Below are 12,089 nucleotides of genomic sequence, written 5' to 3' on the forward strand. Positions count from 1 at the left end.
CCGGCGCGCATCGCGACCGCCCGTCGGACGTTGTCGGGGATCCCTTCGTGGCCGTACTCGAAGAACACGTAGGCGGCGTTCGCGAACGACTCCACGACTGGCTCGCCGTCCTCGTCGAGGAAGTGCTCCGCTTTGAGGTACAGCTCCGACCAGCCGCCGTTGTTCACCCGCAGGTAGTAGTCGTCGCCGAGCGCGTCCGGGAACGACCCGCCGTCGTACTCGTCGCTGGCGACCCAGTCGTCGTAGCCGTCGCCGGTCGCGACCAGCAGCTGCGTCACGCTCTCGGCGTCACGTCGCGCCAGCCGAATCTTGGTGTACCCCTGCTGGTAGGTCTTCGGCGTCACGGGCTCGCCGACCAGGTGCGCCCCACCGGTCGGGATGTCCTCCTCGTCGTCGCGGGTCTTCGGCTCGGTCGGGATCAGCCCCTGCGGGTCGTCGTCGACGCCGTCGGGCTCGTACCAGTGGCGCTTGAACTCCTTCTCGAGCGTCTCGGTCTGGGAGGCGATCGCTTTGACGACCACGTCGTTGTTGCCTTCTCCGAGCGCCCCAGAGAAGTCGGTTTCCTGGAGCGCGTGGCGGACGTCCGTGACGGTACAGTACCCGACAGGCATGACGGGTTACCCCGCTATCTCTGCGCGGCGCTCGCCGACGGCGTCCTGGACGGTCGTCGCGGACTCTGCCCCAGCGATCGCGTCCAGGTGCTCGTCGTGCTCGCCGTCGCGGACTTGCTCCGCGCGCTCCTGGTAATGGTGCTCGTCGATCCATGCGTCGACGTCGAAGCCCTCGCTCTCGGTCGGCCCCTCATCGTTCTCGGGGGCACCCTCGGTGTCGTCCTCGGCGTCCGGACGTGTCTCATCGACGCGACCGAACGCGTCCATCTCGCAGAGGTAGTCGGCGAGGTCTTCGTCGACCTCGACGATGTCACCTTCCTCGAACTGGTGGCCGCTCGTTCGGTATCGCCCACTGCCGCTGTAGTGAACTCGAGGCATTCAGATCACTCCGCGATGCCGGTGATCACGACGGCGGCCTCGGGTGCCTCCACGGCGAAGTCGTCACGAACCCGCATGAAGTAGCGGGCGAAGAGGTCGTTCTCCGCGACCTTGTCCGTGTCCGTCAGCACACGGATCTCGACGTCGTCGTAGAGCCCGTAGATGAAGTTCTGCGGGTGCGTGAACACCGCGGTGTCCGTCGGCCAGTTGGCGACGCCGACGACGTCGTAGTCGAACGGCGTGGCCTCATCGTCGCCCATCAGGACGGCCGCGCCCAGCGGGTCGTTCCGCTCGGCGAGGTCGTTGTGGTAGTTCTGGAGCTGGTCGAGGTTCATGTAGAACCGCGGGTCGGTCCGCCCCGAGCGCAGGTACTTGTTCGGCATCGCCAGGATGGACGAGTTGAACAGCGACGTGTTGACCGGCTGTGGGGTGCCGCCACCGTCCGTGTGATCGTAGGTGTTGACGTCGCCGTCGTTCTGGAGGATCTTCAGCCAGCCGTCGTTCTGGTTGAGGAACGCGTCGCCGGCTGCCTCGTCGCCGTTGATGGCGAGGTCCTGCGTGTCGATCGCGAACTGCCGCGCCAGCATGTCGAGGATGATCTCGTCGACGTTGTCGACGGTGTCGTCGACAGCCTCGCGCGTCAGGTCGTAGGAGATGGTCGCCTTCTCGACGTCCATCTGGACCTGCGAGGTGTTCACCGTCGCGTCGCCGGCGTCACCCTCGCCCTCGTCAGCGCCGCGCCGCTGTCGCTCGCCGACGGAGATCTTCGGGAGCGCCATCTTCTGGCGCGGGAGGTCCTCGGTGCGACCGTCCTCGAGCATCGTGGCGGTGTCCTGGACCGCCTGGTAGAACTGCTCAAAAAGGTCGCGGGGCAGCACCCCGCCCGCGACGTCGGTCGTGTCGAACTTGTCCGCAGCGTTCTGGTTGGCCGAGCGCGTCCGATCGAGCGTGTCAGTCGTGTCAGTGGAACTCATCAGTTACCACCCGCCTTCCGCGGGTCGAGGGTGAAGCCGCTGTTCTTGCTGCCGTTCTCGTCGGCGCCCTTCTCCGTCCCGCCGAGCTGCTGGCTCTCCGTGGCGCCGGTCTGCTTGGAGATGTTGTCGATCCGCTCGGCGTTCTTCTCCTGGTTCTCCTTCAGTCGCTTCGCCCACTCCGGGGCCTCCTCGAACGGATCGTCGTCACCGGCGCCGGCGTCCTTCTCCTCGAGCGCCTCGTCGATCCGCTTGCTGTTCTCCTGCTGTCCGTCCCGCAGCTCCTTCGCCCACTCCGGGGCGTCGTCGAACGGGTCGTCGTTGGTGTCGTCGCTCATGGTGTTGGTGTCATCGGCGGACTTCGAGCCGCCGTCGTCATCGGCCGGCGTGTCGCCACCGGCAGCGTCCTTGTCAGCCTGTGCGTCATCGGCGTCGTCGCGGCCGGCTTCCTTCGCACCAGAGCCGATACCAGTGACCGCGTCGATGAACGTCTTCGCGGCCTCGGTGATCCGGCCTTTCGTCCCTGGCTCGCCCGATCCTTCGACCTCGACCGCGCGGTTGAGGTGCTCCCACAGCCGCTCGGCCTCGTCCTCGGTGTGGCCTCGAGCCAGGGCCTCCTCGACGAAGCCGTCCGGGTCGCCGAGGTAGTCGCCGAGCCGCTTCCGAGCGGCCGCGGCTGCCTTTGTGTCGAGGATCATCGCGTCCGGCACCGCAGGGAGGTCGACGCCCGACACCTCCTGGATGATGCCGTCGACCAGCTCGTAGATGAGCTCATCAGCGACCTCGTCCGGGATGTCGACGTCGTCGACGTCCTCCGGCTCGTAGGGGCCGTCCCACTGGGCGCTCACCGCACCGATGGAGTACCCCGCGATGATCCGATCTTCGATCAGGCCCCACAGGCCGTCGTCGTTGATGGCCCACTCCTGGACCCACGCGCCGGCCTCGACGGTCTCACCGCCGATCTCCTCAGCCTCGTCGAGGACTTCGTTGCGCTCGAGGTCCATCCACTCGCTCGGGAAGACGGCATGCATGATGCCGCCGTCAGCCTCGCCAGCCTCGTAGAAGGTGCCGAACTGGTCCGCGAACGAGCGGATGGTCTCCTCGCGGACGAAGTCGTTCTGGAGGTCGACCTTGTCCGGAACCATCACGATCCCGGCGGCGACCTGCTCGTCGTCGTCCTTCGTGACGAAGTCGACGCGCTTCTGGACGACGCTTTGATTCTCCTTTTTCAGGGGCGGCACGGTTCAGCCCTCGTCATCGTCGGCGGCGTCAGCGTCGGCGTCCTTGTCGAGCTCCTTGGCACGACCGGTGTCGAGGACGCCGCGCTTCTCGCCGCGCTCTGTGTCTTTGTTGCTCATGGTCTCGTAGAATCGCACCCGGTCGTGCCTCGCACAAGGGAGTCGGGCGCTCCCTGGGTCATCGGCAGATCGGCTACTTCAACGCAGGCAGTTCGTCAGTCGGGCGTTCCCGACCGCAACCTGGGCAGTAGGCTAAGATCGGGGACGCACCTAACCTCTTCCGCGCGTATCCTGAGAGGTCGTTTTCGCATACTAAGCACGTTTCTTTTAGTAGATGAGAATTTGGCCGATCTTCGAGGACTGCCTCAACGCAGTTATCGAGTTCATCCAGCGAGATATCGCCCGCTGTATATTTGTTCTGTAGCCGGTCGATCAGCAGCTCCTCTTTCGATGGTCTTGAACCCGTGAAGAACATCATCTGACCCTCCTAGATGTCGCTCGGGATGTCGTCCGGGACCTCACCCGGATCGGGCGTCGGCCCCTCCGGCAGCCGCTCGTGGTTGTTGGTGATCTCCAGATACGGATACTCCAGCCGGATGTTGTCGTAGTGGTACGACCCCGCCGACCCCGCGTTGACGAGCTCGTTCCACACGCTCGGCGGGACGTCGACGTAGACGTACAGCGAGTTCTGGCCGTCCGGCCGCTGGAACGAGAGGTAGAGCTCGCCGGCGCCGAAGTCGTAGAGCCCCTCGTCAAGGTTCGAGCTGTTGAACGTCGTCTGCTCGATCGGGTCCTTCTCGACGTCGATGTTGAGCGACTTCCGCTCGCCGATCTTGTTCTCCGGCGGCGGGGCAGCCTTCGACCGCGTCAGCATCTCCTCGACGTCGTCGTCCTCGCCGCCGACACCGTCGTCAGAGAACTCCGCCTCGAACTCCTGGAGCGTCATGCCGCCGAGGTCCTCGTCCTCGAACGGCTCCAGGCCCAGCTCCTCGCGCGCCTCGTTGACCGTGCCGACGCCGGCGAGTCGCATCGCCCGGACGCGCTGCTCGGCCATCCGCGCCTCCTCCTGCGGGTTGTTCCCGCCACGGAGCTCGAAGTCGATCGTCCAGTCGTCGACGCCGAGCGCCTGCTGGTGGATGATCGAGTAGAGCCGCGCCTCGAACTTCGACTGCTCCGGCGCGATGACATCGTTCGCGAACTCCTGGACCTGCGCCTCGGAGTTCGACCGGTTCGATGTCGACGTCACGTTGATGAGGATCGGCGGCACCTCGTGGACCTTCGCGATCTCGTGTTCGGCGCGCTCGCGGAACGCCTCGAACTCCATGTCGAGGTCCTCGCGCGATCCGATGGGCTCGAGCGTGATCTCGACGTCCGAGGGGTCGCCGTCCTGAAGCGGGTTGTCCTCCTCGAACTCGAAGTCCTCGACCTCGAGGATGGCCGTCCGATACCGGCTGCCCTTCAGGTTGTCCATCAGCTCGCGGAGCTCTTCTTTGGAGTCTTCGGTGAGCGTCCCGCCGGTCACCTTGATCGCGTAGTACGGGATGCCGAGGTTCTCGAAGATGTCGTGATTCCACTCTTTCGCGGCCTGGTCGGCCCCCATCGTCTGCATGGCAGCGACCCAGTCGGGGATCCCGTAGTACAGCGAGAGCGGCGACGGGTTCGGGATGAATATGAGCTCGTTCGCCGGCCCATTCGGGAGGTCGCCGGCGTCGCTCGCGGTCTCGCCAGTCTCCTTGTCGACGAACGTCGGATCGTCGCCGTAGCGGTCGCCCGCTTCGCCGAAGTACCGACGTCGACCCTGGCGGATCTGGACGTAGCCGTGACCACTCTCGATGATGTCGTCGCCGTCCTCGCGCTCCTGGACGGTTGTCTTCCGGACGCGGACGGTTGCGGACGGGACGTGTGCCAGCCCGATCGGCGTGCCGTCGCCCTCGACGAGGATCTCAAGGCTGGCCCAGCCGATGCCGTGGTAGTCCTGTCGGCCGAGTTCGAGGACCTCTTCGGGCGTCGACATCGCCGTGCCCTCCGGCCCGATCTGCCACCGTGAGTCGGAACCGTACCAGAAATCGCGGACGTCTTGGTGCTGTGTGCCCTCGCCCGTGTCCGGCTCGTCGGCACTCGGATGCGGAACGATGTCGAAGCCGTAGCCGGCCTCGTAGCGTGCCTTCTTGCGGATACACGCCTGATGCGTTTCGTTCAGCTCCTGAAAGGCCGCCAGCGTCTCGGGGTTGTACGGCGGCTGGATGCCCCGACCGACGTCGGTGGCGATGTGGCGCTCGTCCAGCTGCGTCGTCTCTTCGGCCTTGGCCATCGTCGACTGGTTATCCAGTGTATCGACGGATAGCGTCACGTTGCCGTCATCAGTATCGTCGGTCATGATCTAGAGGTAGCTCACTCCGTTGGTGGCGTCGTCATCGTCGTCGGCGGTGTCGGCGTCGCGCTCCCGGCCGTACTCGAACCGGCGCAGCCCCTGCTCGGCCATGTACCACGCCGCGATCAGGTCCGGCGTGTGGCCCTGGAGCTTGCCGTCGTCGAGCTCAAGCGAGAGCGCCGCCTGGATCCAGTCCTCGGTGGCGTCGTGGCCTCGGTAGAACTGGATGCCGCCCGACTCGACGAGCGTCCGCAGTCGCGGGATGCCGTTCTCCCAGCTGTGCTTCGACGACGTCGTCGACAGGCCAGTCACCTTCGAGCGCAGTGCCGGCGAGAACTCGATGGCGTCCTCGACGATGTACTGCTGCATCCCGTTGTCCTCGATGACGATCAGCGCAGGGTCGTACCGCCGGTCGTACTCCTGGAGCTGGGCCTTGATACCCGACGGCGACATCCCCTGCTCGGCGTGGGCGTCCAGGAGCACGCGCTCGCCCGACCGCCGGAGCAGCTGGACCACGAACGCCGCGTCGTCGCCGGTGGGTGACATCGCCGGGTCGTGCCCGACGACGATCGCCTCGCCGCTGCCCGCGCGGTACTTCGCCGGCGGCGACCGGTCGCGGATGGAGCAGCCACCCTGGTCGACGTCGCGGTTGACGGCGTCGGCGTCGACGAGGTTGCCAGAGGCGCCGATGAACGTGAGGCAGTACTCCCGCCAGAAGCGGAAGTCGGCCATCTCGTCGCGCTTGTCTGCGAGCCACGCCGGACCTCGGGCGCCTGGCCACAGAACGTGGACTGTTTGGTCAGGGTTCCACGGGTCGGTGACCTCGGTGTAGTACTTCTCGGGCGGCCGGCGCTCCTCGAGGTCGTCGTCGGTCGCGTTGCCCTGCTCCCAGTACTCGAGGATCGCGGGGAACTCCGCAGCGGTGTACGCCGGCATCGACCGGTAGTGCTGGTACTGGTCGTCGGTGCGCTTCCGCGTCCCGATGAGCACGGTCCGGCCGTCGTCCTTCACGCCGGGGACGGCCGACCCCTCGATCCACTCGCGGACGTCTTCGGGGTTGCCGTCTCCGCGCGCCTTGATCAGGTCGTCGAGAACGAGCAGGTGCGCGCGGTCGCCGTCGATCCCGCCGTCGAGCCACGTCGCGACGAGCGTCGACCCGTTGCCGAACTCCTTCAGGTCGATCGTGTCGGCCCGCCGCTGGTCCTCCTGGAGGTTGGTGAGCCACGGGTTCCGCTCGACGAACCGGTTGAGTTCGAGGTCCGTCTTCTTCTTCGTCATCCCCTTGTTGTTCATCGCCCAGATGACGCGGAAGCCGTCGTCGTACTCCAGGCGGAGGAGGATGTAGCAGAGGACGGTCGTCGTCTTCAGCCCGTCTCGGTGGCAGTTGAGCACGAGCTTCCGCTCGTCGTCCAGGAGGCGCAGCCACTCGCCGTGGTGATCGCCGAGCTGGTAGTACCCGTCGCGCTCGTCGCGCATGTAGCCACGGCAGAGCTCGTTCGCGGCGTCGAGGATGGTCGCCGGCGTCTCGGGATCCCACGGGTTGAGGAGGTCTCGCTTCCCACCGAGGTCCTCGCCCGTTGCGACGTCGGCGATCTGCTGGTCGACACTCATGCGGACTCACGCTCCTGAAGTTCGCGGATGGCCTCGAGGGCGATCTCCTTCTCGTCGTCGCCGAGCTCGTGGGTCGTCGTCTGGTCGACGTCCGCCTCGACCTCTCGGCGTTCCGTCTTCTTGTAGTCGAAGCTCGAGGCGAGAAGGAACTTCGCCATCGACGTGTCGACGTCGTCGTCGCGGAGGCCGCCCTCGATGAGCTCCGACTCGCCTCGTGCGCGAGCGCGCTCGAAGCTGACCCGGAAATCGTCGTGGGTGTCGAGGTAGCGCTGGAGTTGTGAGAGGCTCACGCCGGCAGCCCGAGCACACCCACGGATGGACATCCCGGTCTCGGCGGCCTCGAGGACGTCGTCATGGTCGTCCTCGTCGAGCTCGAACTCACGCCCCTTCGAGACGCCGTCATCGTCGTTGAGGATCGCCTTCGCGGAGGACTCGCCCAGCATGTGGACGGCAGCGAGCTCGTCGACGGTCGCGGCCTGGACATCGGCGACGGTCTCGAAGCCGGCGTCGCGCAGCTGCTCCGCTATCACATCGCCGACGCCGTCGATCTCGGTGAGGTCCTCAGTCATGGTGTCGTACAGATCAGGCAGTCAGGGTCGTCACACTGCTCGCGATGGCTCGGGATGTCCTCGGCGATCTCTTCGATACAGTCCATGCACTTGTCGCGGTACCGGCCGCCAGGGTTCGTCTCCTGGAGCTCGTCACCACACTCCTCGCAGCTCGGCATCAGTCCTCGCCATCTGCGGTTTGGACTTCACTGTACGCCTGGAGGAGCGCGGCGTAGTCGAGCAGCTCCACACCGTTGTACGCGCCGAGGATGGAGAGGCCGAAGCCGCCGAGGAAGGTCGGGTCACCGCCTCGGAAGATCGAGTAGAGGACGATGGTGATCACGCCGAGGTTGACGATGATCGCCCGGATGATCTTCAGCTTCTTGAGCATCGGCAGCGACTCACCATCCTCCGCGAGCGTCTGCTTGTACTCGTCGACGACGTCGTCCCGGCAGTACCACGGACGGGTAGGTGCTGGGACGCTCATGAGACATCAGCGAGAGGCTGGTGATCGCAAGGGTTCGCGGAGTTCGGACAACCACACTCCGGGCAACGGTCGTCGGTGTCTGTCTGGGAAGTCATGGTCAGCAGTAGTCGCGGAGGTCGAGCGGGTCGTCCATCGCGAGCCACGACCGCGTCGAGGTGCCGTCGTAGAACGCGAGGCGGTCGGGAACCGTATCGGTGCCGTCGATGGCTATCACGGAGACGGACGGCGTGTCGAACTGCCTCGAGGCAGTCGGGTTCTGGTGCATCATGTGGACTGGAAGGCGCGGTCGTCGATCGGGTAGAAGCCGGTCATCCCCGCGTCGCTCACGCCGTGACACGAGGCGATCGACTGGAACCTCGAGGGCACGCCGACGCCGAGGCGCTCGACGAACTCGCCGCTCGGCTTCGGGCTGCCGGTCGTCACGATCGGTGGACCGTCCCAGGGGATCATCCCGGAGACGTGGTGGTGGCCGATGTACGCGAGGTCGAACTCGTGGTCCATCAGCGTCGAGAGCCACTCTTTGAGTCGCGCCGACGTCGACGCCTGCGGATCGCGGTCCTGCCCGTGGCGGAGATGGCCGGTGAGCTTCCCGCCGCGGAGATCGAAGTTGCGGTAGGCACGCGCCTCGCCGATCTTCATCGCGACGTTCTCGAACTCGTCGTGTCGCCGACGGAGTGCCGCGATCGTGTTCCGGAGGTTCTTGTAGGTGATCAGGTCGGCGTTCGCCTGCTTCGAGGTGCCGTCCGCTCGGATGTCGCCGTGGTTGCCGATCTGGCAGACGACTTCCACGCTCCCGAAGCGCTCAGCATAGGCATCCACCAGTCGGAGCAGCGGGTCATGGAGCAGGTCGATCTGCTCGTCCATGTACGCCTGGACATCGCCGTTCGCGAGCTGGCCCTCGTAGATTCCCTCGCCGGTGACTAGGTCGCCGCCGAGCAGGACGTATGCCGTGTCGTAGGTAGCGTCGTGGACATCCGCGAGGTGGAGTGATCGACGCGTCGCGTAGTCGATGACGTCTGGGATGATGTCGGGCTCGTAGACGACCGTCCCATCGTCTTGACGGACGTAATCGCCGGCGTGGACGTCCGTCAGGTGGAGCACCCAGTCCTCGTTGTCCGGGTGCGTGTCGTACTGCGTCGTCGACGGGACATCGTCGAGACCCTTGTACTCGCGGACGAGCTCGTTGTGTCGCTGCTCCCACCAGCGGTTCGCTTTCCGGGTGCGGGTTCCGATGTGCTCACTCGAGCGGAGCGTCGAGTCGCCCTCGATAGCGACGTGGTCAGCAGACTCGTCGACGTAGACCTGCCAACCGCGTTCGCGGAGATCGCGGAGTCGCTGCGTGATGACGCCAGGACGGTCGTCGAGTTGGTCGGCGAGCGTGTCGATGTCGTCGACGCCGGTCTGGAGCTCCCGAGCGATGACGCGCTCGTCGTCGTTAAGGTCCGACGGGTCGGGATCGACGTCGGCAACCGGCGTGTCCGAGAGGTCCGGAAACCTGGTGTCCTCCTGATCGTCTTCGTTGACAGTCGCCTGCCACCCCGGTGAGCCGTCGACGTACCACTCGGTCGTCTCGCGGTCGTACTCCAGGGGGACGCCCTTGTTCTTGAGCGCGTTTCGGTGCGACTCGACTGTCGTCGGCGCGACGTCGAACGCCTCGGCGATCTCCGACGTCGTCGCCGGAAGCATCGTGAGGAGTTCGCGCTGGCGGTCAGTGAACTCGGGTGTATCGTCCATCTAGAGTGGAAACGGAGGGGTTGTCAGTGCGTCGCGAAGGCCGCGCGGGGGATCGAACCCCGGACAGGGTAGCCCCGTCTCAGGCTTGGGTTTCGCCTGAGCCCATAGGGGCGTCTGTCACCTCACCAGAGGCGCGGCAAGGCGGCCGGACTCGATTGGTTTGACAGCATGTCAGATCCGGACGGAATGGTCACGACTCCCCGCCGTAGGGGGGTGCCGGCCGCTCGTGTGTCTCAACACTCCCTCGGGTGGACCTGGCCTCGCAGAGAAAAGCCACGAGAACCACACCCTCAGGAGATGGATCGACTCGGATTCGAACCGAGGCACGCGACCGTTTCAGGGTCGTGCTCTCCCACTGAGCTATCGATCCAACCGCTCTGCGTTCGACTCCTCGACGCGGTACGTCTGCCCGTCGACGTCGACGACCAGGAGGCCGTCCGGCCCGGAGACGTCGGCGGCGGCGAGATAGTCCACGACCCGCCCGACAAGCTCGCGACCGGCGAAGTCGAACGCGACCTGGTCATACTGGCTCGTGCTCATGCTGGTACCTCGCGCCGGGCGTCGGTCCGGTCGGCATCGGTCCGGGTGATGGCCTTAGTGATCGCGGCCTCGGTCGCCTCGCCGAGGCAGTCGTCGACGTGCTCGCCGTCGCGACGGCGCTCCAGCGCCTCCCGAGCGAGCGTCTGCCGGTCGAGCGTGACGCCTTTCTCCTCGAGCGTGCGGATGGTCGCCTTGAGCAGCTCGCGGAACCGCGGCATGGAGAGCTCGCGCTCCGGGCACGGCGTCGCCTTGGGATCGTCGACGCCCTCGAGCCAGCCGAGCGCCGTCGCGACCGCGTGGGTGTCGGTCCGGTGGTCGTCCCAGTAGCGGTCCCAGGGCGACTCCGTCCCGCATTTGGAGCAGAACGTCCCCTGCTGGTCGCCGACCGAGTCGGCGGGCCCGTAGTCGACCACGGTGTGGTCGCGATGGCGCTCGTGATGCGTCTCGTACTCGCGAGTGATCCCGCCGCGTGTCGGGTCCTGCCGCTCGACGCGGACGATGCGGTGGCAGCTCAAGCACACGTCCGACGCGTCGAGGACGTGCTCGTGGTAGGCGGGTTGCTCAGGCATCGTGTTGTAGGTGAGGTCTCCGAACGTAGCGTTGGCAGTGGGGGCACCACTCCGTCCGCTCGCCGGCCTGGTTGTGATCGTGAAAGCTACTCATGTTCGCGCAAAGCGCAAAAGGGTCCAGGGCGACCGTCTCTCCGGCCCTGTCGTTCCGACCCCCGCGGGCGAGGCGTGGGGTCGCCCGTCGCCGGGCTGTCGTCACCCGATCGTTGCTTGGCCCAACGCTTATATCGACCGTACTGTGTCATTATGACATCCCGGCGATCGTCCATTCTGAGGCCGGTGGGTCGGTGTGGCGTGGCGAGCACGTGACGAGCCCTTCGTCGTGGAGTTTTCGGAGCGCACGGTGGACTGACTTCCGCGGGCGGACTGTCTCGTACGCGATCTGTCGGAGCGTCCGTGGACCGCCCTCGTTGCGGAGGTGGAGGTACACGACGGTCGCCGTCGGCGGGAGCTCGGCGAGGTGTTCACGCGTCGAGCGAGGGAGATCGGCGACGTCGACGGTCTCACTCATCCCTCGACCACCTCGTGGCCGCAGGTGAGACAGCGCGAGTGTCGGTGTTCGCGGGCGACGGCCGGGGCGAGCGGTCTTATCTCGGCGTCGACGCTGGTTGCTAGGCAGCTCCGGTCGGCGTGGAGGCGGACACCATCCGGAGAGCTCGACACGTACCACTCGTCGACGGCGTCGTAAGCGATCGGCTCGGTGTCGATCGCGCCGAACTGCTTGCCGCAGCCGTGGCACTGCCAGCGGTAGTACGGGCCCTGCGCCCCCGAGACGAGGATGTCGGTCTGACAGGTCGGGCAGGACTCAGTCATCGCTAGCCTCCGTGGTGTCGCTCGCGAACGCCATCCCGACGATGAACACGATGTACAACGTGACGCCGAAGAGCGCCATCCCAGGGTCGATGAGTGCGAGGAGCGCCCCGAGAGAGTACGCCACCACGTACGGCATCCCAGGGACGATCGTTGCGTCGTTACTCATCGCTAGCCTCCGAGCGCTTGATGTTGAGCAGGCGACGGGCCTCCTCGCGAGG

At 66.1% G+C, this 12,089-nt stretch carries 17 protein-coding genes and 1 tRNA gene; all 18 read right to left on the reverse strand.

Features of this window, described 5'->3' with window-relative positions:
* On the reverse strand, positions 1-611 hold a 611-nt coding region (locus DJ70_RS04980), incomplete at its 3' end, for a hypothetical protein (protein WP_094530715.1).
* 6 nt (positions 612-617) lie between these two features.
* Complete coding sequence (locus DJ70_RS04985; protein ID WP_094530717.1) at positions 618-989, reverse strand: hypothetical protein; 372 nt, start codon at positions 987-989, stop codon at positions 618-620.
* A 5-nt stretch (positions 990-994) separates the two neighbouring features.
* Entirely contained in the window at positions 995-1,963 is a 969-nt protein-coding gene (locus DJ70_RS04990) for a phage major capsid protein (RefSeq protein WP_094530719.1), read from the reverse strand.
* Positions 1,963-3,201, reverse strand: a complete 1,239-nt coding sequence (locus tag DJ70_RS04995; protein ID WP_094530721.1) for an XkdF-like putative serine protease domain-containing protein — start codon at positions 3,199-3,201, stop codon at positions 1,963-1,965. The genes DJ70_RS04990 and DJ70_RS04995 overlap by 1 nt, the downstream gene beginning before the upstream one ends.
* Positions 3,202-3,391: 190 nt before the next feature.
* Positions 3,392-3,676 carry a hypothetical protein gene (locus tag DJ70_RS16670; RefSeq protein WP_143420934.1) on the reverse strand — a complete coding sequence of 95 codons (285 nt, stop codon included), beginning with the start codon at positions 3,674-3,676 and terminating at the stop codon, positions 3,392-3,394.
* Positions 3,677-3,685: 9 nt separating this feature from the next.
* A complete protein-coding gene (locus DJ70_RS05000; protein WP_094530723.1) occupies positions 3,686-5,575 on the reverse strand; it encodes a phage portal protein in 1,890 nt (629 codons plus the stop codon).
* 3 nt (positions 5,576-5,578) lie between these two features.
* Positions 5,579-7,180, reverse strand: a complete 1,602-nt coding sequence (locus DJ70_RS05005) for a phage terminase large subunit family protein (RefSeq protein ID WP_094530725.1) — start codon at positions 7,178-7,180, stop codon at positions 5,579-5,581.
* Positions 7,177-7,749, reverse strand: coding sequence for a helix-hairpin-helix domain-containing protein (locus DJ70_RS17255; protein WP_094530727.1), 573 nt, complete (start codon positions 7,747-7,749; stop codon positions 7,177-7,179). The genes DJ70_RS05005 and DJ70_RS17255 overlap by 4 nt, the downstream gene beginning before the upstream one ends.
* Positions 7,746-7,907: a hypothetical protein gene (locus tag DJ70_RS17260; protein WP_179233971.1), complete on the reverse strand. Its 162-nt coding sequence runs from the start codon at positions 7,905-7,907 to the stop codon at positions 7,746-7,748. Before DJ70_RS17260 ends, DJ70_RS17255 begins: the two co-directional genes overlap by 4 nt.
* Positions 7,907-8,215 carry a hypothetical protein gene (locus DJ70_RS05015; protein WP_094530729.1) on the reverse strand — a complete coding sequence of 103 codons (309 nt, stop codon included), beginning with the start codon at positions 8,213-8,215 and terminating at the stop codon, positions 7,907-7,909. The genes DJ70_RS17260 and DJ70_RS05015 overlap by 1 nt, the downstream gene beginning before the upstream one ends.
* Positions 8,216-8,312: 97 nt before the next feature.
* A complete protein-coding gene (locus DJ70_RS17265) occupies positions 8,313-8,483 on the reverse strand; it encodes a hypothetical protein (protein WP_179233972.1) in 171 nt (56 codons plus the stop codon).
* On the reverse strand, positions 8,480-9,949 hold the full coding sequence (locus tag DJ70_RS05020) for a hypothetical protein (protein ID WP_094530731.1): 1,470 nt from the start codon (positions 9,947-9,949) through the stop codon (positions 8,480-8,482). Before DJ70_RS05020 ends, DJ70_RS17265 begins: the two co-directional genes overlap by 4 nt.
* 298 nt (positions 9,950-10,247) lie before the next feature.
* Positions 10,248-10,319: transfer RNA gene (locus DJ70_RS05025), tRNA-Phe, on the reverse strand.
* Positions 10,310-10,489 carry a hypothetical protein gene (locus DJ70_RS05030; RefSeq protein ID WP_094530733.1) on the reverse strand — a complete coding sequence of 60 codons (180 nt, stop codon included), beginning with the start codon at positions 10,487-10,489 and terminating at the stop codon, positions 10,310-10,312. The genes DJ70_RS05025 and DJ70_RS05030 overlap by 10 nt, the downstream gene beginning before the upstream one ends.
* The gene (locus DJ70_RS05035) at positions 10,486-11,058 is read right to left on the reverse strand and encodes a hypothetical protein (RefSeq protein ID WP_094530735.1); all 573 of its coding nucleotides are present in this window, start codon (positions 11,056-11,058) and stop codon (positions 10,486-10,488) included. The genes DJ70_RS05030 and DJ70_RS05035 overlap by 4 nt, the downstream gene beginning before the upstream one ends.
* A 244-nt stretch (positions 11,059-11,302) precedes the next feature.
* Positions 11,303-11,569 carry a MarR family transcriptional regulator gene (locus DJ70_RS05040; RefSeq protein WP_094530736.1) on the reverse strand — a complete coding sequence of 89 codons (267 nt, stop codon included), beginning with the start codon at positions 11,567-11,569 and terminating at the stop codon, positions 11,303-11,305.
* The gene (locus DJ70_RS05045; protein WP_094530738.1) at positions 11,566-11,871 is read right to left on the reverse strand and encodes a hypothetical protein; all 306 of its coding nucleotides are present in this window, start codon (positions 11,869-11,871) and stop codon (positions 11,566-11,568) included. Before DJ70_RS05045 ends, DJ70_RS05040 begins: the two co-directional genes overlap by 4 nt.
* Positions 11,864-12,037, reverse strand: coding sequence for a hypothetical protein (locus tag DJ70_RS17270; protein WP_179233973.1), 174 nt, complete (start codon positions 12,035-12,037; stop codon positions 11,864-11,866). The genes DJ70_RS05045 and DJ70_RS17270 overlap by 8 nt, the downstream gene beginning before the upstream one ends.
* Positions 12,038-12,089 lie beyond the last annotated feature (52 nt).

Origin of the sequence: Halorubrum halodurans (assembly GCF_002252985.1) — an archaeon.
Classification (GTDB): domain Archaea; phylum Halobacteriota; class Halobacteria; order Halobacteriales; family Haloferacaceae; genus Halorubrum; species Halorubrum halodurans.

Excerpts from the sequence above, each read along its gene's own strand:
- DJ70_RS05030 (WP_094530733.1), bottom strand. The coding sequence starts at position 10,489 with ATGAGCACGAGCCAGTATGACCAGGTCGCGTTCGACTTCGCCGGTCGC.
- DJ70_RS05035 (WP_094530735.1), bottom strand. The coding sequence starts at position 11,058 with ATGCCTGAGCAACCCGCCTACCACGAGCACGTCCTCGACGCGTCGGAC.
- DJ70_RS17260 (WP_179233971.1), bottom strand. The coding sequence starts at position 7,907 with ATGCCGAGCTGCGAGGAGTGTGGTGACGAGCTCCAGGAGACGAACCCT.
- DJ70_RS05005 (WP_094530725.1), bottom strand. The coding sequence starts at position 7,180 with ATGAGTGTCGACCAGCAGATCGCCGACGTCGCAACGGGCGAGGACCTC.
- DJ70_RS04990 (WP_094530719.1), bottom strand. The coding sequence starts at position 1,963 with ATGAGTTCCACTGACACGACTGACACGCTCGATCGGACGCGCTCGGCC.
- DJ70_RS17265 (WP_179233972.1), bottom strand. The coding sequence starts at position 8,483 with ATGATGCACCAGAACCCGACTGCCTCGAGGCAGTTCGACACGCCGTCC.
- DJ70_RS17270 (WP_179233973.1), bottom strand. The coding sequence starts at position 12,037 with ATGAGTAACGACGCAACGATCGTCCCTGGGATGCCGTACGTGGTGGCG.
- DJ70_RS05040 (WP_094530736.1), bottom strand. The coding sequence starts at position 11,569 with ATGAGTGAGACCGTCGACGTCGCCGATCTCCCTCGCTCGACGCGTGAA.
- DJ70_RS05020 (WP_094530731.1), bottom strand. The coding sequence starts at position 9,949 with ATGGACGATACACCCGAGTTCACTGACCGCCAGCGCGAACTCCTCACG.
- DJ70_RS16670 (WP_143420934.1), bottom strand. The coding sequence starts at position 3,676 with ATGATGTTCTTCACGGGTTCAAGACCATCGAAAGAGGAGCTGCTGATC.
- DJ70_RS17255 (WP_094530727.1), bottom strand. The coding sequence starts at position 7,749 with ATGACTGAGGACCTCACCGAGATCGACGGCGTCGGCGATGTGATAGCG.
- DJ70_RS04985 (WP_094530717.1), bottom strand. The coding sequence starts at position 989 with ATGCCTCGAGTTCACTACAGCGGCAGTGGGCGATACCGAACGAGCGGC.
- DJ70_RS05045 (WP_094530738.1), bottom strand. The coding sequence starts at position 11,871 with ATGACTGAGTCCTGCCCGACCTGTCAGACCGACATCCTCGTCTCGGGG.
- DJ70_RS05000 (WP_094530723.1), bottom strand. The coding sequence starts at position 5,575 with ATGACCGACGATACTGATGACGGCAACGTGACGCTATCCGTCGATACA.
- DJ70_RS05015 (WP_094530729.1), bottom strand. The coding sequence starts at position 8,215 with ATGAGCGTCCCAGCACCTACCCGTCCGTGGTACTGCCGGGACGACGTC.